General features: G+C 67.5%; 17 protein-coding genes. 9 read left to right on the top strand and 8 right to left on the bottom strand.

Going from position 1 to position 20,675, the window contains the following annotated elements:
- The first annotated feature begins 71 nt into the window (after positions 1–71).
- The gene (gene dnaJ, locus ACZK1G_RS09160; RefSeq protein WP_014036853.1) at positions 72–1,196 is read left to right on the top strand and encodes a molecular chaperone DnaJ; all 1,125 of its coding nucleotides are present in this window, start codon (positions 72–74) and stop codon (positions 1,194–1,196) included.
- A gap of 100 nt (positions 1,197–1,296) precedes the next feature.
- On the opposite strand, the gene ACZK1G_RS09165 is transcribed toward dnaJ, so the two are convergent.
- Positions 1,297–2,094 (bottom strand): AraC family transcriptional regulator, encoded by a 798-nt coding sequence (locus tag ACZK1G_RS09165; RefSeq protein ID WP_075674721.1) that lies wholly within the window; start codon positions 2,092–2,094, stop codon positions 1,297–1,299.
- Positions 2,095–2,166: 72 nt separating this feature from the next.
- Here ACZK1G_RS09165 and ACZK1G_RS09170 point away from each other — a divergent pair, with 72 nt between their 5' ends.
- The 3 genes from ACZK1G_RS09170 (at position 2,167) to ACZK1G_RS09180 (ending at position 5,940) form a co-directional block, all read left to right on the top strand.
- Positions 2,167–3,366 (top strand): MFS transporter, encoded by a 1,200-nt coding sequence (locus tag ACZK1G_RS09170; RefSeq protein WP_101765295.1) that lies wholly within the window; start codon positions 2,167–2,169, stop codon positions 3,364–3,366.
- Positions 3,367–3,910: 544 nt separating this feature from the next.
- Positions 3,911–4,819, top strand: coding sequence for a pyridoxal kinase (gene pdxY / locus ACZK1G_RS09175; RefSeq protein ID WP_101765296.1), 909 nt, complete (start codon positions 3,911–3,913; stop codon positions 4,817–4,819).
- On the top strand, positions 4,816–5,940 hold the full coding sequence (locus tag ACZK1G_RS09180; protein WP_101765297.1) for a prephenate dehydrogenase: 1,125 nt from the start codon (positions 4,816–4,818) through the stop codon (positions 5,938–5,940). Before pdxY ends, ACZK1G_RS09180 begins: the two co-directional genes overlap by 4 nt.
- 218 nt (positions 5,941–6,158) lie before the next feature.
- On the opposite strand, the gene ACZK1G_RS09185 is transcribed toward ACZK1G_RS09180, so the two are convergent.
- The 5 genes from ACZK1G_RS09185 to ACZK1G_RS09205 form a co-directional block, all read right to left on the bottom strand.
- Positions 6,159–6,353, bottom strand: coding sequence for a hypothetical protein (locus ACZK1G_RS09185; RefSeq protein WP_049442817.1), 195 nt, complete (start codon positions 6,351–6,353; stop codon positions 6,159–6,161).
- Between the two features lie 70 nt (positions 6,354–6,423).
- Positions 6,424–8,196, bottom strand: a complete 1,773-nt coding sequence (locus ACZK1G_RS09190; protein WP_101765299.1) for an ABC transporter transmembrane domain-containing protein — start codon at positions 8,194–8,196, stop codon at positions 6,424–6,426.
- Positions 8,189–8,785: an IMPACT family protein gene (locus ACZK1G_RS09195; RefSeq protein WP_101766394.1), complete on the bottom strand. Its 597-nt coding sequence runs from the start codon at positions 8,783–8,785 to the stop codon at positions 8,189–8,191. The genes ACZK1G_RS09190 and ACZK1G_RS09195 overlap by 8 nt, the downstream gene beginning before the upstream one ends.
- A gap of 40 nt (positions 8,786–8,825) precedes the next feature.
- Entirely contained in the window at positions 8,826–9,830 is a 1,005-nt protein-coding gene (locus ACZK1G_RS09200; RefSeq protein ID WP_101765300.1) for a hypothetical protein, read from the bottom strand.
- Entirely contained in the window at positions 9,827–10,345 is a 519-nt protein-coding gene (locus ACZK1G_RS09205) for an RNA polymerase sigma factor (protein WP_229298213.1), read from the bottom strand. The genes ACZK1G_RS09200 and ACZK1G_RS09205 overlap by 4 nt, the downstream gene beginning before the upstream one ends.
- A gap of 247 nt (positions 10,346–10,592) precedes the next feature.
- Here ACZK1G_RS09205 and ACZK1G_RS09210 point away from each other — a divergent pair, with 247 nt between their 5' ends.
- Entirely contained in the window at positions 10,593–13,433 is a 2,841-nt protein-coding gene (locus tag ACZK1G_RS09210) for a bifunctional diguanylate cyclase/phosphodiesterase (RefSeq protein ID WP_101765301.1), read from the top strand.
- A gap of 19 nt (positions 13,434–13,452) precedes the next feature.
- Here ACZK1G_RS09210 and ACZK1G_RS09215 read toward each other — a convergent pair whose 3' ends face one another.
- Together ACZK1G_RS09215 and ACZK1G_RS09220 are read right to left on the bottom strand one after the other, a co-directional pair.
- Entirely contained in the window at positions 13,453–14,046 is a 594-nt protein-coding gene (locus ACZK1G_RS09215; protein ID WP_014036864.1) for an LOG family protein, read from the bottom strand.
- Between the two features lie 141 nt (positions 14,047–14,187).
- Entirely contained in the window at positions 14,188–15,684 is a 1,497-nt protein-coding gene (locus tag ACZK1G_RS09220; RefSeq protein ID WP_101765302.1) for an aminotransferase class III-fold pyridoxal phosphate-dependent enzyme, read from the bottom strand.
- Positions 15,685–15,895: 211 nt separating this feature from the next.
- Here ACZK1G_RS09220 and queA point away from each other — a divergent pair, with 211 nt between their 5' ends.
- The 4 genes from queA (at position 15,896) to secD (ending at position 20,664) form a co-directional block, all read left to right on the top strand.
- The gene (gene queA, locus ACZK1G_RS09225) at positions 15,896–16,963 is read left to right on the top strand and encodes a tRNA preQ1(34) S-adenosylmethionine ribosyltransferase-isomerase QueA (protein WP_049442811.1); all 1,068 of its coding nucleotides are present in this window, start codon (positions 15,896–15,898) and stop codon (positions 16,961–16,963) included.
- A gap of 173 nt (positions 16,964–17,136) precedes the next feature.
- Entirely contained in the window at positions 17,137–18,267 is a 1,131-nt protein-coding gene (gene tgt, locus ACZK1G_RS09230; RefSeq protein WP_101765303.1) for a tRNA guanosine(34) transglycosylase Tgt, read from the top strand.
- Positions 18,268–18,401: 134 nt separating this feature from the next.
- A complete protein-coding gene (gene yajC, locus ACZK1G_RS09235) occupies positions 18,402–18,746 on the top strand; it encodes a preprotein translocase subunit YajC (protein WP_014036867.1) in 345 nt (114 codons plus the stop codon).
- A gap of 61 nt (positions 18,747–18,807) precedes the next feature.
- Positions 18,808–20,664 (top strand): protein translocase subunit SecD, encoded by a 1,857-nt coding sequence (secD, locus tag ACZK1G_RS09240; protein ID WP_197622134.1) that lies wholly within the window; start codon positions 18,808–18,810, stop codon positions 20,662–20,664.
- Positions 20,665–20,675: the final 11 nt, after the last annotated feature.

Raw genomic sequence — 20,675 nt, forward strand, 5'->3', positions numbered from 1 at the left:
GACGCAAGAGCGGACCTGGTTCCGCTCTTCCGCTTTGACGAATCCCGACTTTCCGGAACCCGATTCACGATATGAGCAAGCGCGATTACTACGAAGTGCTGGGCGTTGCCCGCACCGCCACCGACGACGAGCTGAAGAAGGCCTACCGTCGCTGCGCGATGAAGTTCCACCCTGACCGCAACCCGGGTGATGCGGCGGCCGAAGCCTCCTTCAAGGAGTGCAAGGAAGCCTACGAAGTGCTGTCCGACGGCAACAAGCGCCGCATGTACGACAGCCACGGCCACGCCGCGTTCGAGCACGGCATGGGCGGCGGTGGTCCGGGCGGCCCGGACATGAACGATATCTTCGGCGATATCTTCGGCAACATCTTTGGCGGTGGCGGCGGTGGTCCGCGCCAGGCCCGTCGCGGTGCCGACATCGGCTACGTGATGGAGCTGGACCTGGAAGAGGCCGTGCGCGGCGTCGAGCGCCGCATCGAGATCCCGACCCTGGCCGAGTGCGGCGACTGCGATGGCAGTGGCTCCGAAGATGGCAAGGTCGAGACCTGCAACGTCTGCCATGGCCGTGGGCAGGTGCGCATCCAGCGCGGCATCTTCGCCATGCAGCAGGCCTGCCACAACTGCGGTGGCCGTGGCCAGATCATCGCCAAGCCCTGCAAGACCTGCCACGGCAACGGCCGTGTCGAGGAAGACAAGGTGCTGTCGGTGAAGGTGCCGGCGGGCGTCGATACGGGCGACCGTATCCGCCTGCAGGGCGAAGGCGAGGCCGGTCCGGCCGGTACGCCGCCGGGTGACCTGTACGTGGAAGTGCGCGTGCGCGAGCATGCGATCTTCCAGCGCGATGGCGACGACCTGCACTGCGAGGTGCCGATCCGCATCTCGCAGGCGGCGCTGGGTGACACCGTACGCGTGGCGACCCTCGGCGGCGAAGCGGAAATCCGCATCCCGGCCGAGACCCAGACCGGCAAGCTGTTCCGCCTGCGTGGCAAGGGCGTACGTTCGGTGCGCAGCCGCAGCGAGGGCGACCTGTACTGCCGCGTGGTGGTGGAGACCCCGGTCAACCTCACCAACGAACAGCGCAAGCTGCTGGAACAGTTCGAAGCCACCTTCGTCGGCGAGGAAGCGCGCAAGCATTCGCCGAAGTCGGCCACCTTCATGGATGGCGTTAAGGGCTTCTGGGACCGGATGACGTCCTGAGTTTTTCGACGGAAGCGATGAACGATAGCGCCGGGCCATGCCCGGCGTTGTCGTTTGTGGTGCAGTAGATCCACGCCATGCGTGGATGCCGTTCAAGGGATCATCGGAAAAATGCCGCCGGCGTCTGCCCCAGCTGCCGCTTGAACATGCTGGTGAACGCGCTCGGGCTGTCGTAGCCCATCGCCAGCGCCACATCGATGACCTTGTCGCCGACCGCCAGTCGCTCCAGGGCGGCCAGAAGCCGCGCCTGCTGCCGCCACTGCCCGAAGGTCATGCCCAGTTCGCTGGCGAAATGGCGCTGGATGGTCTTCACGTCCACCTGCAGCGCCTGCGCCCAGTCCTGCAGCGTGGCATCGTCGCCAGGATGCTTCTGGATGTGCTGGCAGATCCGCTGCAGGCGCGGGTCGGTGGGCGAGGGCAGGTGCAGCGGCAGCACGTCCATGCGGTGCAGTTCGTCCAGCAGCAGGCGCACCACGCGGCCGTCGCGGCTGTCGTCCACGTGCGCGGACTCGATCAGGCTGGCGGCCAGCAGCAGTTCGCGCAGCAGCGGCGCCACCTGCACTGCGAACGCCCCATCCGGCAGTTGCGGTGCAAAGTCCGGTTCCACGTACAGGCTGCGCATGTGCACTTCGGCGATGCAGTCCACCGCATGCGCCATGCCGGCCGGAACCCAGATCGCGCGGGTGGAGGGCACGACCCAGCGGCCGCCGTCCGCGCGCACCACCATCAGACCGGACATGGCGAAGACCAGTTGGTGACGGCGATGCCGGTGGGGCGCGATGTGGGTGCCGGGCGGGTAGTGGCGGGCGCGGCTGGTCACCGGGCGATGTACCGGCACCTCGTTCCACGGCGCGGTCTCGCGGATCGGGCAGGGAGTGTCCTTTTTGCGATATGCCATGACCCGAACGCGGCAGAAGGGAGTGGGGGCCCACCGTAGCATGCGTGGCTCGCCCCCAACCTGACTGTGTCCATGTCGACCCTGGCTTCTCCCGCAACGACCTCACGCCCGGTGGCTCCCGGCGTGCTGGCCGCCATCTCCACCTCGCATGTCGTCAACGACATGATGCAGTCGCTGATCCTGGCCATCTATCCGGTGATCAAGGGCGGCTTCAACCTCAGCTTCACCCAGATCGGCCTGATCACGCTGACCTACCAGCTCACCGCGTCGATCTTCCAGCCGTTGATCGGCATGGCCACCGACCGTCGCCCGGCACCCTATTCGCTGCCGATCGGCATGGCCTCGACCCTGTGCGGCATGCTGCTGCTCGGCTTCGCGCCGAACTACGCGGTGGTGCTGATGGCGGCGGCAATGGTCGGCATCGGTTCGGCCATCTTCCATCCCGAGGCCTCGCGCATTGCGCGGTTGGCTTCGGGCGGCCGTCACGGCTTCGCGCAGTCGGTGTTCCAGGTCGGCGGCAATTTCGGTACGGCGTTGGGCCCGCTGATTGCAGCGGCGGTGATCGTGCCGTATGGCCAGCATGCCGCATCGTGGTTTGCCGGCGCCGCCCTGATCGGCATCGCTCTACTGACCTATGTCGGCCGCTGGTACGCGTTGCATCTGGGCACGCCACGACCGGTCAGCACGGCTGCGATGGTGCCGCGGCATCCGCCGCGCACCGTGGCCAAGGTGCTGGCGATCCTGCTGGTGCTGATCTTCAGCAAATACTTCTACATGGCCAGCATCGGCAGCTACTTCACCTTCTACCTGATCCACCATTTCGGCATTCCGGTGGCACAGGCCCAGTTGCACCTGTTCGCGTTCCTGGTGGCGTCCGCCGCTGGCGGCTTCCTCGGCGGCCCGCTGGGTGACCGCATCGGCCGCAAGCCGATCATCTGGACCTCGATCCTCGGCGTGGCCCCGTTCGCGCTGATGCTGCCGCATGCGGACCTGCTGTGGACCACGGTGCTGGCGGTGCTGATCGGCTTCGTGCTGTCCTCGGCGTTCTCGGCGATCGTGGTGTATGCACAGGAAATGATGCCGCACCGCATCGGCATGGTGTCGGGCCTGTTCTTCGGCTTCGCGTTCGGCATGGGCGGGCTGGGTGCGGCCGTGCTGGGCCTGCTGGCGGACAAGACCAGCATCGAGTACGTCTATCAGCTGACCGCGTTCCTGCCGCTGCTGGGCATCGTGGCGGCGTGGCTGCCGCCGTCGCGGCCTGCTGCTCACTGAGGGGTTTGGGTTTGCAGGGCTTGCAGCCCTGCACCTGCTGAAGCCAAGGCAACGGCAAAAGCTGGCTATCCGTGGATTGGCGGGGTGGGTCCGGTTGAGGGGGACGCTGCAAGTACGTCCATGTAAGCTCGGTCGCCGCATCCATGCGGCTCACGCCCCCTCAACCGCACCCACCCCGCCTTCGACAGTTTTCCGTGATCTGTCGGAACAGCTCTTGGGGGTCAGATCCGTTTTCCGAAGGAAAACGGATCTGACCCCATTTTTGTATATCGATATCTGAAAGATGTGTCGACCAAGGTCGACACCTACCAACAGACATCCGGAGTCTGTCAGAGGTGGGGCGGTGTGGGTGGGCAGGACCGTTGGCGCCATGGATGGCGCCATCGAGCCCCCATGGATGGGTTTACGGCGTGTCCTGCCCACCCACACCGTCCCGCCAACTCACGGAATGCCGCTTTGGCTTTTGACGTTGACGTTGACGTTGATTCTGCAGGTGCAGGGCTGCAAGCCCTGCCGAAAACCCCCTTGGGCGTAGAATGCGGGCATGAGCGAATCCCTCGATAACCACCTGGTCCACGGCCGCCGCCAGCGGCCCGACGGCCCGTCGCCGATCGATGTCATCTCGGTCCAGTCGCAACTTGTCTACGGCCACGCCGGCAACAGCGCCGCCGTGCCGCCGATGCGTGCACTCGGCGTGCGCGTCGCGGAAATCCCGACCGTGTTGCTGAGCAATGCGCCGTTCTACGACACCACCCGCGGCCGCGTGCTGCCCGCCGACTGGTTCGCCGACCTGCTGCTCGGCGCCCGCGAACGCGGCCTGCCGCAGCGGGCGAAGATGCTCGTCTCCGGCTACTTCGGCAGCACCGCCAACGGTGCCGCCTTCGCCGACTGGCTGGACAACATCCTGCCGGCCTGCCCGCAGCTGCGTTACTGCCTGGACCCGGTGATCGGTGACACCCATACCGGCCCCTACGTGGAACCGGGCCTGGAAGCGATCTTCGCCGAGCGCCTGCTGCCGCATGCCTGGCTGGTGACGCCGAACGCCTTCGAGCTGAATCGCCTGACCGGCATGCCGGCACTGGCCGAGGCCGATGCCATTGCCGCCGCGCGCACGCTGCTGGACCGTGGCCCGCATTGGGTGATCGCGCACAGCGTGGGCGGCAACCCGGGTGAACTGGTGACCCTGGCGGTCGGTCGCGAGGAAACCTGGCGCTGGACCTCACCGCTGCTGCCGGTGGATGTGGCCGGCACCGGTGACGTGCTGATGTCGCTGGTGGTGTCGTTCCTGCTGCGCGGTGAGTCGATGCAGCAGGCGATTTCGCGTGCCATCGCTGGCACCCATGCGGCGCTGGAGGCGACCCTGGACAACGGTTTCGAGGAGTTCGACGTGATCGCTGCTGCGCCGGCGGCGCTGGCCGAAGGAACGCGCTTCCGCGCTGAACGCGTGGCATGAGCGGCCTGGATCCACGCACGCCGCGCACGGTCGGCATCATCGGCAGCGCCGGTGCCTATGGGCGCTGGCTGACCCGCTTCTTCCAGCAGCACCTGCAGCTGCAGGTGATCGGCCACGACCCGGCCGACCCGGATTCGCACACGCCGGAACAGCTGCTGGCGCAGGCCGATGTACTGGTGTTCTCGGCACCGATCCGGCACACGCCGGCGTTGATCGCCGAGTACGTGCGGCAATCGGCGGGCCGCGAGCAGGGCAGGCTGTGGCTGGATGTGACCTCGGTAAAGGAGGCACCGGTGCAGGCGATGCTGGCCTCGCAGGCCGAAGTGGTCGGCCTGCACCCGATGACCGCGCCGCCGAAGGCGCCGACCCTGAAGGGCCGGGTGATGGTGGTCTGCGAAGCGCGCCTGCAGCACTGGCAGCCGTGGGTCGATACGCTGTGCACGGCGCTGCAGGCCGAGTGCGCGCGCGCCACGCCGCAGCACCACGACCAGATGATGGCGCTGGTGCAGGCGATGGTGCATGCCACCCACCTGGCCCAGGCCGGCGTGCTGCGCCAGTACCAGCCGCAGCTGGGCGATCTGGCCGCGATGATGCCGTACCGTTCGGCGTCGTTCGAGCTGGATACGGCGATCATCTCGCGCATCCTGTCGCTGAATCCGGCGATCTACGAAGACATCCAGTTCGGCAACCCGTACGTGGCACCGATGCTGGAGCGGCTGGTGGGGCAGCTGCAGGCTCTGCAGGTGCAGGTCGGGCAGGGCGACGACCGCGCACGTGCTGCATTCCGTCAGCACCTGCTGTCGGCCAATCACGCTGCCTTCGGCGAGCAGGCGCTGGCGGACGGCAACTACACGTTCGAACGCGTGGGGTACCTGCTGGCCGACCTGACCGAGCGCAACGCGCTGTCGGTGCACCTGCCGGAGGACCGGCCTGGCTCGCTGCGCGAGCTGCTGAACGTGTTCGAGCAGCATGGCATCAGCCTGGCTTCGATCCATTCCTCGCGTACGCCCGGCGGTGAAGTGCACTTCCGCATCGGATTCGTGGCCGGCAGCGACCCGGCGGCGATCACCCGGGCGGCAGCCGACGTGGACGCCAGCGGCATCGGGCGGGTGCTGGGCTGAATTCATCCACAGGCGGTGTGGATGGTTTCTGAGCAAACGTGTGGATAACCCTGCGCAGCCCTTGTCAGGCAAGGCTGTCAAGATGCTTGGCGAAAAATTGATCACGCCTTTTTGTAGCGTCGAGCCGTGCTCGACTGCTTTTCGCAGCCGCGCCCGTCAGGCGCAACGATAAACCCAGCGCCCACCACGGTGGGCACCCACCAGGCAGGGTGGCAGCGCTAGATCATCAACCGCAGTTCGCCGCCGCTGGTAGTGAATTCCCGGCCATTGCGTACCAGATGACGCCCGTCATCCAGCTCGTAACGCGGCGTGGCTTCAGAGTGATGCCCGCTGCCATTCGCCTCTGGCTTGAACTCGATGATGATGTGGCTTTCGCCGTTGCTGTCGACTGCAGGGAACTGACGGAATGACATCACGTACCTCCTTCAGCGGATGCTGCTGATGCGAGGCCAGCTTGGTCCGGCCGATGTTAGCCGGCCGTCATCAATCGATGAACTGCAGTCGTGCCAGTTCAGCGTACAGTCCGCCTTCGGCCAGAAGCTGGGCATGGGTGCCTTCGGCGACGATACGGCCCTGGTCCATCACCACGATGCGGTCGGCCTTGAGCACGGTGGCCAGGCGGTGGGCGATGACCAGCGTGGTGCGGCCAGCCATCAGACGCTCAAGCGCCTGCTGCACACCATGCTCGCTCTGCGCATCCAGCGCGCTGGTGGCTTCATCCAGCAGCAGGATCGGCGCATCCTTCAGCAGTGCGCGGGCAATCGCCACGCGCTGCTGCTGGCCACCGGACAGGCGCGCACCGCGTTCGCCCAGCTCACTGTCGTAGCCCTGCGGCAACGCACGCAGGAAGCCATCGGCCTCGGCCGCACGCGCGGCAGCTTCGACCTCGGCGTCACTGGCCTGCAGGCGGCCGTAGCGGATGTTGTCGCGCGCACTGGCCGCGAACAGCGTCGGCTGTTGCGGCACCAGCGCCAGCTGCGCGCGCAGCTCGGCCGGATCGACCTGGCGCACGTCGATGCCATCGACGCAGATGTGGCCGCTGGCCGGATCGTGGAAGCGCAGCAGCATCGACAGAACCGTGCTCTTGCCCGCGCCCGACGGGCCGACCAGCGCCACGGTCTCGCCCGGGCGCACATGCAGGTTGAAGTGGTCCAGCGCGGCCTGGTCCGGACGTTGCGGGTAGTGGAACACCACGTCGTCAAACTGGATTTCGCCGCGCAATGGTTGCGGCAGAACGTGGGGCTGCGCTGGCGCGCGGATCTCGATGTCTTCCTGCAGCAGCTCGCCAATGCGGCCCATGCCACCGGCTGCACGCTGCAGTTCGTTCCACACTTCGGCCAGCGCACCCACCGAGCCGCCGCCGATCAGCGCGTACAGCACGAACTGGCCCAGCGTGCCAGCACTGAGGCGTCCGTCGATGACATCGTGCGCGCCCAGCCACAGCACGCCAACGATGGCGCCAAACACCAGCAGGATAGCGCTGGCGGTGACCAGTGACTGCGCACCGATGCGGCGGCGCGCGGCACCGATGGCATCGCCGAGTGCCTTGTCGAAGCGCCCGCGTTCATAGGGCTCGCGTGCATGCGCCTGCACCGTGCGTACGGCGCCCAGCGTCTCGCTGGCCAGGCTGTTGGCATCGGCGATGCGGTCCTGGCTGCTGCGTGCAACCGTGCGCAGCTTGCGCGCACCGATGATGATCGGCAGCACCGCCAGCGGGATGCCGAGCAGCGACCATGCCGCCAGCCGCGGGCTGGTGACGAACAGCATGGCCAGGCTGCCGACCACGGTGACGCTGCTGCGCAGCGCGACCGACATGGTCGAGCCGACCACGCTGCGCAGCAGTTCGCTGTCAGCGGTCAGGCGGGAGACCAGTTCGCCGCTGCGGCTGCGGTCATGGAATCCGGCACCGAGCTGGATCAGGTGTGCATACAGGCGGCTGCGCAGGTCGGCGACGACCTTTTCGCCCAGCAGCGACACGAAGAAGAACCGTGCGGCCGTGGCCAGTGCCAGCACCACCGCCACCAGCATCAGCAGGGCGAAGGCGCGGTTGATCTGGCCACCGCTGGTGAAGCCGTGGTCGATCATCTGCTTCACGGCGGGGGGCAGGCTCAGCGTGGCGGCCGAAGACACCGCCAGCGCCAGCAGCCAGGCGGTGAACAGCCCGCTGTGGCGGCGCACGAACGGCCACAACGTCCGCAGGCTGCCGAGGCGGCGCAGCGGTGGGGTCGAGGCGGGGGCGTCGTCCTTGTCAGTCATCCTGGTCGTCGTCTTGTATGCGGATACGGTCACGGGTGGCGTCGCGCAGGCGGATTTTCAATGCATCGACCTGATCGGCCGGCAATTCGACCCGCAGGCACACGCCGTTGGCATCGAACTGTTCATCGCGCTTTTCGGCGCCGAAGGTGGGCAGGGTGGCGTGCAGGGTGCCCAGATCCTCGAAGCCGGCCAGCAGCTGCAGCCGGGCCATCGCCACCAGCGGCACGCGCGGGGCGGTGCGCAGGCATTCGGCGGCAGCGCCACCGTAGGCGCGCACCAGTCCACCGGCGCCGAGCTTGATACCGCCGAACCAGCGCGTGACCACCACCATCACCCGGTCGAAGCCCTGGCCGTCGATCGCAGCCAGGATCGGCCGCCCAGCGGTGCCGGCGGGCTCGCCATCATCGCTGGAACGGTAGTCCTGGCCGTGCCGGTAGGCCCAGCAGTTGTGGGTCGCGTCGGCTACCGCCACCTGTTGCAGGAACGCCAATGCTGCCGCGGCGCCATCGATCGGCGCGGCATGGGCAATGAAGCGGCTGTGTTTGACTTCCAGCGTGTGGCTGACCGGCTGGGCGAGGGTATCGGGCATTCCCGCCATTCTACGGGGTTGCCGGAGGTCACTGTCCGCTTCAGTCGTCCAGCAGCGGGCGCAGGTCGCGCGGCAGGCGCGCTTCCGGATACTGCTGCACATAGCGCTCCAGGCTGGCGCGGGCCAGGTCGCGCTGGCCGTCGTCGCGCCGCGCGCGGATCTTCTGCAGCCACTGCCGTCGCGGCAGCTGTGCATCCGCGTCCACTTCGGCCTGCACGGCATCCGCACTGAGCCCCGCGTCGGCGCCGCGGCGCATGACGCCGGGTGCGGAGCGGCTCGGGGCCTGGCGCTTCATCGAGGTGATCTCTACCCGATCCAGCGCCTGCGCCCGTTCGGCATCGGCAGCGTTGGCCACTGGCGCCTCGGCAGTGCGTGCTTTCAGCGCCCCTGCCGGGGCTGGCGCCAATGCCGGTGCAGGTGCAGGTACCGAGTAAGCGGCGGGTGCGGGTGGCGCGGGCGGTGCTGCTGCCGGCGCTGCGGCCGGAGCGGGCGGGAGCGCGGCAAAGGACGTATCGGTGGCCGCATCCGCCGCCATCGAACGAGCAGCCTGGGCGGGTGCTTCAGCGATTTCGGCCGGCGCAGGCTTGGGTGCGCGCGCGGCGGACGGTGCCGGAGGGGCGGCAACAGGGGCTGCCTGCGGTACTGCGGGTTCGGCGGCGGTTTGCGAAGCGGCAACCGCGCTGTCAGCTGCACTGCTCTCAGCGACCTGATTGGCGGCCGCGACGTCTGCCGCAGCCGGTGCCGCAGCAACAGCGGCCTCGCCTGCCGGAACCGGTGGCGGTTCCGGGCGCAGCTGCCAGGCAATGCCGATGGCGAACACCATCGAGGCGGCGATGCCGAACACCGCCGGCCAACGCGGACGTCTGCGCTGCGTGCGTGGCGCGTCCGGCGAGGCGACGGCCTCGGCAGCCGGTGCGTCCACGGCAGCGCGCGCCGCGGCCAGGATGGTGGCGTCCAGTGCAGCCGGTGGGGCCTGTTCGACGCGGCGGCCGAGCAGGCGCGCCAGCTCGCGTTCTTCCGGCGTCAGCGGTTCGTCTCGGTTCATGCGTTCAGTCCCGCACGCAGCTTGTCCATCGCATAGCGCAGCCGCGATTTCACGGTTTCCCGGCCTACGCCGGTGATCTGGCCGATCTCCTCCAGGCTCAGTTCCTGATCCAGCCGCAACTGCAGCACTTCGCGCTGCTCGGGCGGCAGTTGCTCCATCGCCAGCTGGATGCGGCGACGTTGTTCGAATTCGGAAAGCTCGGCTTCCGGGGTCTGCCCGTCCTCGATCGCGGCCAGGCGCAGGTCGGCGTCGGCCGGTGCGGCAGGGCGATGGCGGGCGGCCCGCCAGTGGTCGTTCAGGCGGTTGTGGGCGATGCGGAACAGCCAGGTGCTGAATGCAGCTTCAGGCTGCCATCCCGCGCGGGCGCTGATCACCCGTTGCCAGACATCCTGGAAGATCTCCTCGGCCAGCGCGTTGTCGCGCAGTTGCCGCAGCAGGAAGCCGAACAGGCGCTTGCGATGGCGCGCATACAGGCTTTCGAACGCGCGCAGGTCGCCACCGGCCCAGGCCAGCATCAAGGCTTCATCGGTTGGCAGTGCGCTGGCTTCCACGGCGTACAGGGTAAGGCCTGCAGGCGGTGGCGCATAGCCGGTGACGGGGGCGGGCAGGGCGAGGTTCATGGCGTGGAAGCGGCTACGGACAGCAGGAAAAACGTACGGGCGCACGATTCGGGGTTTACGGGCTTCCATTGCCCCCCGGGTGGCGCGCTATGCTCGGCGGCTCAGGGGAGGCGACGCACAGACGGCGCCAAGAGATTGTCATTTGTCCACGCACGTTGAATCGGCGGAAGAGCCACCACACGAGGCCGTGCTGAGCACGGCGCTGGTGCGCGCATTGCATGCGCTGCTGCCGGATTCGGCCGTGGTCCGCGTTGGCTGGGACGACCCGCAGCTGGGCCGCGGCCAGGGCGGCTGGCCGGCTGTCGTGGTGGCTGGGGCGGTCACGGCGCCGGGCGCTGGCGACGGTTGCCATGGCTGGGAATACGACGGTGCCCGCCTGCAGTTGTCGGTGGAAGGTGCCGTGCCTTCCGCGGCGTGGTGGGGGCTGGCCCGGCAGGCCATGGAGCTGGCGCTGCAGCGCGGTCGCCAGGCCGGGCAGATCAAGGCGCTGGAAGAGGCTGAGCGGCTGCAGCAGGCGCTGTTCCAGATCGCCGATCTGGCCGGCGCCGACCTGGAGATGTCGGAGATGCTGCGCCACGTGCACGGCGTGCTTGGCACGCTGATGTACGCGGAAAACTGCTACATCGTCGAATACGACGATGTCCGCGACCAGATCCGCTTCCTGTACTTCGCCGACCAGGTCGACGACTTCGTCGCCGATCCGTCGCAGAGCCATGATGCCGGCGAGATGCCGCGCAGCCTGACCGTGGCGTTGCTGCGCCACGGCAAGCCGCTCAGTGGCCCCTCGCGCGAGCTGCTGGCGCGCGTGGTCGAGCAGGAGCACGACCCGCAGCGTGGCCCTGAAAGTCTGGACTGGCTGGGCGTGCCGATGCTGCGCGATGGCCGGGTCTGCGGTGCCATCGTGGTGCAGAGCTATGAGCTGGCGGCCCGCTATGGCGAGGCCGAGCGGGCGCTGCTGGGCTTTGTCGCGCAGCATGTGCAGACCGCGATGGACCGGCGCCAGGCGCAGGTCCGGCTGGAACAACAGGTGGAGCGGCGCACGCTGGAGCTGCAGCGCGCCAATCGCAGCCTGCAGGATGAAGTGGCCGAGCGCCGCCGCGCCGAACAGTTGCAGACCGCGCTGTACAACATCGCCGAGATGGCGATGTCGGCCGACAGCCTGGCCCAGTTCTACGGGCAGGTGCATGGCGTGGTCGGGCGCCTGCTTGACGCGCGCAATTTCTATATCGCGCTGGTGAACGGGGCCGGCAATGGCCTGGACTTCGTCTATTCGGTGGACGAACACAACGCCAGCCGCGCGCCACGCCCGTTCAGCCGCGGCCTGACCGAGTATGTCGTGCGCAACCGGCGCCCGTTGCTGGCTTCGCGGCAACAGATCGACGCACTGCTGGCCAGCGGCGAAGTACGCGAATCGGGCGCACGTTCGCATTGCTGGCTGGGCGTGCCGCTGCTGCGCGACGACGAGGTGGTCGGTGCGATCGTGGTGCAGAGCTACAGCGAGAACAGTACGTTCAGCGTGCACGATCAGCGGCTGCTGACTTTCGTTGCGCAGAACATCGGAACCGGGCTGGCGCGCCAGCGCGACCAGCAGCGGCTGCGTTCGGCGCATGCAGAGCTGGAGAAGCGCGTGGAGGAACGCACCCGCGAGCTGGCCGAGGTCAACGAAAAGCTGCTTGGGCAGATCGGTGAGCGCCTGCGTGCCGAGCAGCGCCTGACCCATCAGGCCATGCACGATGCACTGACCGGCCTGCCCAACCGCCTGCACCTGCTCGATCGCCTGCAGGATTCACTGGCGTTGGCCAAGCGTGAGGGTGGGCCGGTGTTCGCCGTGCTGTTCCTTGACCTGGACCGCTTCAAGCTGGTCAACGACAGCATCGGCCATGCCGCCGGCGATCGCATGCTGGTGGAGGTGGCCAAGCGCATCGTATCGATGGCCGGCACCGAGGACGTGGTGGCGCGGCTGGGCGGCGATGAGTTCGCGGTGCTGCTGCAGTGTCCGCAGGGGTTGGCACAGGCGCTGGATTTCGGCCAGCGGCTGTTGCTGGCATTGCAGGAATCGATGTGGATCGCCGGGCGCGAGCTGTTCCCTTCCGGCAGCCTGGGCATCGCCTTGTGGAACCCGCGCTACCGGACCGGAGAAGAACTGCTGCGCGACGCCGACGCGGCGATGTACCGGGCCAAGGCGCAGGGCCATGACCGCTGCGCGATCTTCGACGAGGACATGCGCGAGCAGGCCATGCGCAGCCTCGATCTGGAAGCCGACCTGCGCCGTGCGATCAACAACCGCGACTTCGTCCCGTTCTACCAGCCGATCGTGCGCCTGTCCGATGGCGAGGTGGTGGGGCATGAGGCCTTGCTGCGCTGGCAGCACGAGCGTCGTGGCCTGCTGTTGCCGGGCGCGTTCCTGGAACTGGGTGAGGAGAGCGGCCTGATCGAACAGGTCGACTGGCTGATCTACGAACAGGTCATCGCGGGACTGGCCGAAGGCGGCCACGGCTATGTCTCGGTGAACGTATCGCCACGCCATTTCCGTTCGGCCGAATTCAGTGGCCGCCTGTTCGGTCTGCTCGATGCATGCGGCGCCGATCCGCGCCGGCTGCGCCTGGAGATCACCGAGGTGGCGCTGCTGGACGATGGCCCGCACACGCTGCGCATCCTGCAGGGCCTGCGCGAACGTGGCATCCAGGTACAGCTGGACGATTTCGGTACTGGCTTCTCGGCGCTGTCCTACCTGCACCGTTTCCCGATCAGCACGTTGAAGATCGACCAGAGTTTCATCGCCGGCCTGCATGGGCCGGAAGTGCAGAGCACGCGCGCGCTGGTGGAGGGCGTGCTGTCGCTGGCCCGCACCCTGGGCATCGAAACCATCGGCGAAGGCATCGAGACCGAGGCGCAGCGGCAGACGCTGCGCGAACTCGGTTGCGACTACGGCCAGGGCTACCTGCTGGGCCGTCCGGCACCGTGGGAGCGCGCGGTGGCCTGAGCCACCGCGCCGGGGCGCCTCAGCGCAGGGCGGAGCGACGCTTCTCGTCGATCCACTTCGAGGCCTGGGCCGGCTGGTAGTTCTGCATCCACTCCAGCATTTCCTCGATGTCCGAGCCGTACCACAGGTCCTGGCGCTGGTCCGGATGCAGGAAGCGCTCTTCCACCATGCGATCGATCATGCCGATCAGCGGGGCGTAGAAGCCTTCCACGTCAAGGAAGGCGCACGGCTTGTTGCCGATGCCGAGCTGGCGCCAGGTCAGCATCTCGAAGATCTCTTCCATGGTGCCGAAGCCGCCGGGCAGGGCGACGAAGCCATCGGCGAGGTCGAACATGCGCGACTTGCGCTCATGCATCGAACCGACGATCTCCAGTTCGGTCAGGCCACGGTGGGCCACTTCCCAGTCGGCCAGCTGGCGCGGGATCACGCCGGTCACCTCGCCGCCGGCGGCGAGCACGGCATTGGCCACGGTTCCCATCAGGCCGACGTTGCCGCCGCCATACACCAGGCGCAGGCCGTCGCGGGCGATGCGGTCGCCCAGGGCAATGGCGCGTTCAGTGTAGGCAGGCTTGCTGCCAGCGTTGGAACCACAGTACACACAGATCGACTTCATGGATCTTCCTGTCTCTTGGCCGGAAACGAAAACGCCCCGTCGCCGACCGCAGAGCGGTCAGGGGACGGGGTGTCTCTCAATTATGGACCTTTGCGGTTGCTGTCTGTAGGGCCGGGCATGGCTCGGCCCTACAGAAACTGCTTACGCCGCAGCGGCCTGCTCGCGGCGCGGGCCTTCACGCAGGGCGCGGCCGACCATGCCCACCAGCAGGTCCAGCTCGTCGCTGTCCATGCCGAAGTGCGGGGTGAAACGCAGCGAGTTCTCGCCGCCATGGATCACGTTGATGCCGTGCTGGCGCAGCCATTCCTCGGTGGAGTTGGCGCCGTAGCACTTGAACTGCGGGGCCAGCTCGCACGAGAACAGCAGGCCGGTGCCCTGCACCTTGGTGATCAGGCCGCCCAGCTCGCTCTTGAGCTGTTCCAGCTTGCGCACGGCCTCAGCACCGCGTTCGGCGATGTTGGCGCGCACCTGCGGGGTCAGCTGCGCCAGGGTGGCGCAGGCCACGTCCAGCGCACGCGGGTTGCTGGTCATCGTGTTGCCATAGATGCCCTTGCGGTACAGCTGCGCGGCATGCTCGGTCACCGCCAGCACCGACAGCGGGTACTGCGCGGCGTTGAGCGCCTTGGAGTAGGTCTCCATGTCCGGCGGATCCAGGCCTTCGAAGCCCGGGTAATCGACCACCGACAGCACGCCATGCGCGCGCAGGCCAGCCTGGATCGAGTCCAGCAGCAGCAGGCTGCCGTGCGCACGGGTCAGTTCACGGGCCACGGCATAGAACGACGGCGGCACCGAGCGGCCCGGGTCGCCTTCGCCCATTACCGGTTCCAGGAACACCGCCTCGATGAACCACTGGTTGCGTGCAGCGTCCTCGAACACCTTGCGCAGGCCGGCCTCATCGTACGGCGCCACGGTGATCACCGAATCCTCGCCGCGGTAGCTGGCCAGGTGCTGCATGTAGCTCTTGCGGCTGGAATCGGAATACAGGGCAGGGCGGTCGGTACGGCCATGGAAGCTGCCCTTGACCACCACGCGCTTGATCGTGGCGCCGGCGTGGCGCGCGCCCGGGTCGGTCTGCAGCTTGGCGTTGACGTCGGCGATGCGCGCGGCCAGGCCAACGGCCTCGGAGCCGGAGTTCAGGCACATGAAGCGGGCGAACGGGCAGCCGCCACGGCGGTGGCCGATCTCGGCGCGCAGGGCGGTGATGAAGCGCTGCTGCGACAGGCTGGGGGTCATGATGTTGGCCATCACCTTTGGGCGGGCCATCGCCTCCAGCACGGCGTCCGGGGTGTGCCCGAAGCCGAGCATGCCGTAGCCGCCGGCGTCGTACAGCACCGCACCCTTCAGGGTGACCACCCAGGGGCCGCGCGCGGCCAGCGCCACGTACGGAGTCACTGCATCATCGGCATAGAAATTGACGAAGCCGTCCTGCATCGCGTCGATCTGCGCCTGTTCGTCCTGCGCCAGCAGCGGCCCCAGGTCGGCCTGCACGCGCGCGAATTCCTCGGCGGCGGCGTCCACCGCGGCGATCAGCTGCGGGTGGTTGGCGGACAGGGCGGTCAGGGTGGCATCGTCCAGGCCGGAGGTGAGGCGGGTGCCGGGCTGGGTGCGCAGGGGGGCGAGGCGTTCGATGAAGCTCATTGCAGATCTCCTGAAACGATGGGTCGCACGGGCCTTCAAAAGCAAAACGCGCGTCATCACGCGCGCTTGGGGGCAGGCTCGTGCAGCGGACTTCCGACTCGATGCTAGCACTTGTTTTTTTGCGCGATAACCCCGCAAAAACCTGCTGCATAGCAGCATTTTGCGCGACGTTCGCCGCGAAGCACGCCGGCTCGCAGACGCTGGACGTACAATGCGCGCCATTGTCGACCTGTTGCCGCCCACTGCCTTGAAGAAGTCCGATTTCAACTACGACCTGCCGGCTGAACTGATCGCGCAGGCGCCCCTGGCCGAACGTTCCGCAAGCCGCCTGCTGCTGGTGCCTCCCGCGCCCGATGCCTTCACCGATCTGCAGGTGCGTGACCTGCCGTCGCTGCTGCAGCCGGGCGATCTGCTGGTGTTCAACGACACCCGGGTGATCCCGGCGCGCCTGTTCGGGCAGAAGGCCAGTGGCGGCCGCGTCGAGATCCTGATCGAGCGCCTGCTCGGCGCCCAGCAGGCACGCGCGCAGGTCGGCGCCAGCAAGTCGCCGAAGGCCGGCAGCCGCATTGCGCTGGATGCCGGTGGTGAAGCCGAGGTGCTGGGTCGTGACGGCGAGTTCTACGTGCTGCAGTTCCATGTGCCCGAGTCGCTGGAGCAGTGGTTGCTGCACGCCGGCCGCCTGCCGCTGCCGCCCTATATCCAGCGCGAGCCGGGCGTGGACGACCGCGAGCGCTACCAGACCGTGTTCGCGCGTGAAGTGGGTGCGGTGGCTGCGCCGACCGCCGGCCTGCATTTCGACGAACCGCTGCTGGCCGCGCTGAAGGACAAGGGCGTGGACTTCGGCCACGTCACCCTGCACGTGGGTGCGGGCACCTTCCAGCCGGTGCGCGCGGACGACCTGAAGGACCACGTGATGCACCGCGAGTGGCTGAACGTCGGTGCCGAACTGGTGCAGCAGGTACGGCGCACGCGCGCCGCCGGCGGCCGGGTGATCGGCGTCGGCACCACCGTGGTGCGCGCGCTGGAAAGTGCAATGCGCGATGGCGAGCTGCTGCCGTTCGCGGGTGAAACGCAGATCTTCATCACCCCGGGCTACCGCATCCGCAGCGTGGACGCGATGGTGACCAACTTCCACCTGCCGGAAAGCACCCTGCTGATGATGATCTCCGCGTTTGCCGGCAAGGAGCGCGTGTTCGAGGCTTACCAGCACGCGATCGAACAGCGCTACCGCTTCTTCAGCTACGGCGACGCCATGCTGCTGTTCCCGCAGGCGGGGTAGGGCACCTGCATCCGGTTGTGGTGGGTGCGCACCGTTGGTGCGCACTTGCCGGAACCTGGGTGGCAGGAAAGCCACGCATGGCATGGCTCTACTGCCGGTCCGTTCAGGCCTGAATGGGCGGTCGCCCTGGTTTTGGGAGACAATGAGCGACTATTTGCCTGAATGACCGCTCCATGTCCCGACTGCAGTTCCAGCTCAAGACCCGCGACGGCCGTGCCCGCCGTGGCCGCCTGACCTTCCCGCGTGGCACGGTGGAAACGCCGGCCTTCATGCCGGTGGGAACCTATGGCTCGGTCAAGGGCATCCTGCCGGACCAGGTGCGTGCGCTGGGCGCCGAGATCATCCTCGGCAATACCTTCCACCTGTACCTGCGCCCGGGCCTGGACATCATCGCCGACCACGGCGGCCTGCACGGCTTCTGCCGTTGGGATGGCCCGATCCTGACCGATTCGGGTGGTTTCCAGGTGTTCTCGCTGGCTCACCGCCGCAAGATCACCGAGCAGGGCGTGACCTTCGCCTCGCCCACCGACGGTGCCCGTGTGTTCCTGGGCCCGGAAGAGAGCATGAAGATCCAGAAGGTGCTCGATTCGGACGTGGTGATGATCTTCGACGAGTGCACCCCGTACCCGGCCACCGAGGATGTCGCCCGCCGTTCGATGGAGCTGAGCCTGCGCTGGGCCCAGCGCAGCCGCAATGCGCATGACGAGCTGGGCAACGACGCGGCCCTGTTCGGCATCGTCCAGGGCGGGGTGCACACCGACCTGCGCAGCCGCTCGGCCGAGGCCCTGCAGGCGATCGGCTTCGACGGCTACGCCATCGGCGGCCTGGCCGTGGGCGAGCCGGAGCACGAGCGCAACGCCATGCTCGACCACCTGGACCCGGAACTGCCGGGCGACCGCCCGCGCTACCTGATGGGCGTGGGCCGGCCGGAGGACCTGGTCGAGGGTGTCGCACGTGGCGTGGACATGTTCGACTGCGTGATGCCCACCCGCAACGCCCGCAACGGCCACTATTTCACCTCGTTCGGCACCGTCCGCATCCGCAACTCCCAGTACGCGCGCGACATGGACCCGATCGAGCCGGGCTGCGGCTGCGTGGCCTGCACCGGCGGCTACACCCGGTCCTATCTGCGCCACCTGGACCGCTGCAACGAGATGCTGGCGCCGATGCTGGGCACCCTGCACAACCTGTTCTATTACGAAAAGCTCATGGCCGACATTCGCGCGGCGATCGAGGCGGGAACCTTCCTGGCCTTCCGTGAGTCCTTCTACGCGGTACGTGGGGCGGTGGCCCCGCCGCTGTAACCCGAGTGCCCCCTGCCAAACGGCCCAAGGACGAACGCCCGGGGCCGTGGCATACTTCAAGGCTGACCCAGATCCGCGGTCGACACCCCGTGCCCGTGAAAGGGCCGGAGCGCCGCCCAACCAAAGGACCAACGATGAACCTGCTTGCCTTCCTGATTCCCGCCGCCCACGCCCAGGCCGCCGGCGGCCAACCGCAGGGCATGGGCCTGACCACGCTGCTGTTCCCGATCATCCTGATCGCCATCATGTACTTCCTGATGATCCGCCCGCAGATGAAGCGGCAGAAGGAGCACAAGTCCATGCTGGAGAAGATCAAGCGTGGTGACGAAGTGCTGACCAACGGTGGCATCGCCGGCAAGGTCACCGACATCGGCGACAACTTCATCACCATCGAAGTGGCCGAGAACGTGCGCATCCGCGTGCAGAAGGGCGCTGTCGGCAGCGTGCTGCCGACCGGCACCCTGGATTCGGCCAAGTAAGCCACTCCCTTTCCGAAGCACAACCGCGGCGCCGGGGATGGCGCCGCGCGGGACCCAAGCAATGCTCGAATTTCCACGCTGGAAGTACGTCGTCATCCTGATCGTACTGGCGCTCAGTGCGCTGTACGCGCTGCCCAACATCTACCAGAAGGACCCGGCCCTCCAGATCACCGCCAACCGTGGCGGCCAGATCGACGATGCGCTGCGCGACCGTGTGCTGGCCGACCTGAAGACGGCCGGTATCACCACCATCGGTGTCGAGAAGGAAGGGGAGAGCCTGATCGTCCGCCTGCCGGACCTGAAGGCGCAGTCCGCTGCCAGCGACGTCCTGCGTGACACCGTCGGCGAGAAGTACACCGTGGCCCTGAACCTGGCCTCGACCGTGCCGGACTGGCTGGCCAAACTCGGTGGCCGCCCGATGGTGCTGGGCCTGGACCTGCAGGGCGGCGTGCACTTCGTGCTGCAGGTCGACCAGAAGGCCGCCCTCGACAAGCGCCTGGACGCCTACACCGAAGACGTGCGCAGCACCCTGCGTGACGCGCGCATCGCCTACCAGTCGGTGGAACGCCGCGCTGACAACAGCATCGTCGCCAACCTGAGCCCGTCCGCCGGCGATGACGCCGCGCAGCGTGCGCGTACCGCCCTGGTCAAGGCGCAGCCGACCCTCGGCTACGACGTCAGCGGCAACCGCATCACGGTGACCGTGCCGGATACCGAGATCGCGCAGATCTCCAATGGCGCCATCGAGCAGAACATCAACACCCTGCGCAACCGCGTGAACCAGCTCGGCGTGGCCGAGCCGATCATCCAGCGCCAGGGTGCCGACCGCGTGGTCGTGCAGCTGCCGGGCGTGCAGGACACTGCCGAAGCCAAGCGCATGATCGGCGCCACCGCCACCCTGGAATACCGTGCGGTGGTTGAAGGCAACGCACAGGACGCCATCACCGCCGGCCGCATCCCGCCGGAAGCGAAGGTCTACCAGCGTCGTGACGGCGGTGGTCCGATCCTGCTGAACAAGCGCGTGATCGTCACCGGTGACCAGATGGTCGGCGCGCAGGCGGTGACGGATTCGAACAGTGGCTCCCCGGCCGTCAGCGTGACGCTGAACAACGTCGGTGGCCAGCGCATGTTCGACTTCACCAGCGCCAACGTGAACAAGCCGATGGCGGTGGTCTACACCGAGCGCGTGCCGACCGTGACCGTCGTCGACGGCCAGGAAGTGCGTGGCTTCAAGGTCAACGAGGAAGTGATCTCGGTGGCCAACATCAACGGCGTGTTCGGCAAGAACTTCCAGACCACCGGCCTGCAGAAGAAGGAAGCCGAAGACCTGGCCAAGCTGCTGAAGTCGGGCTCGCTGGCCGCGCCGATGGACTTCGTCGAAGAGCGCGTGGTCGGCCCGAGCCTGGGTGCCGAGAACGTCAAGAACGGTATGCGCGCGGTGGTGTTCGCGTTCCTGTTCACCCTGGTGTTCTTCAGCGTCTACTACCGCATGTTCGGTGTGATCACCTCGATCGCGATGCTGTTCAACCTGCTGATCGTGGTGGCGGTGATGTCGCTGTTCGGCGCGACCATGACCCTGCCGGGCTTCGCTGGCCTGGCGTTGTCGGTCGGCCTGTCGGTGGACGCCAACGTGCTGATCAACGAGCGTATCCGTGAGGAGCTGCGTGCCGGCGTGCCGGGCAAGACCGCGATCGTGACCGGTTACGAGCGTGCCTCGGGCACCATCCTCGACGCCAACCTGACCGGCCTGATCGTCGGTGTGGCGCTGTTCGCATTCGGTACCGGTCCGCTGAAGGGCTTCGCGCTGACCATGATCATCGGTATTTTCGCCTCCATGTTCACCGCGATCACCGTGTCGCGTGCGCTGGCGACGCTGATCTACGGCCGCCGCAAGAAGCTCCAGAACGTGGCCATCTGACGGGACGACAC

Source organism: Stenotrophomonas sp. 109824_Sma (genome assembly GCF_056480025.1).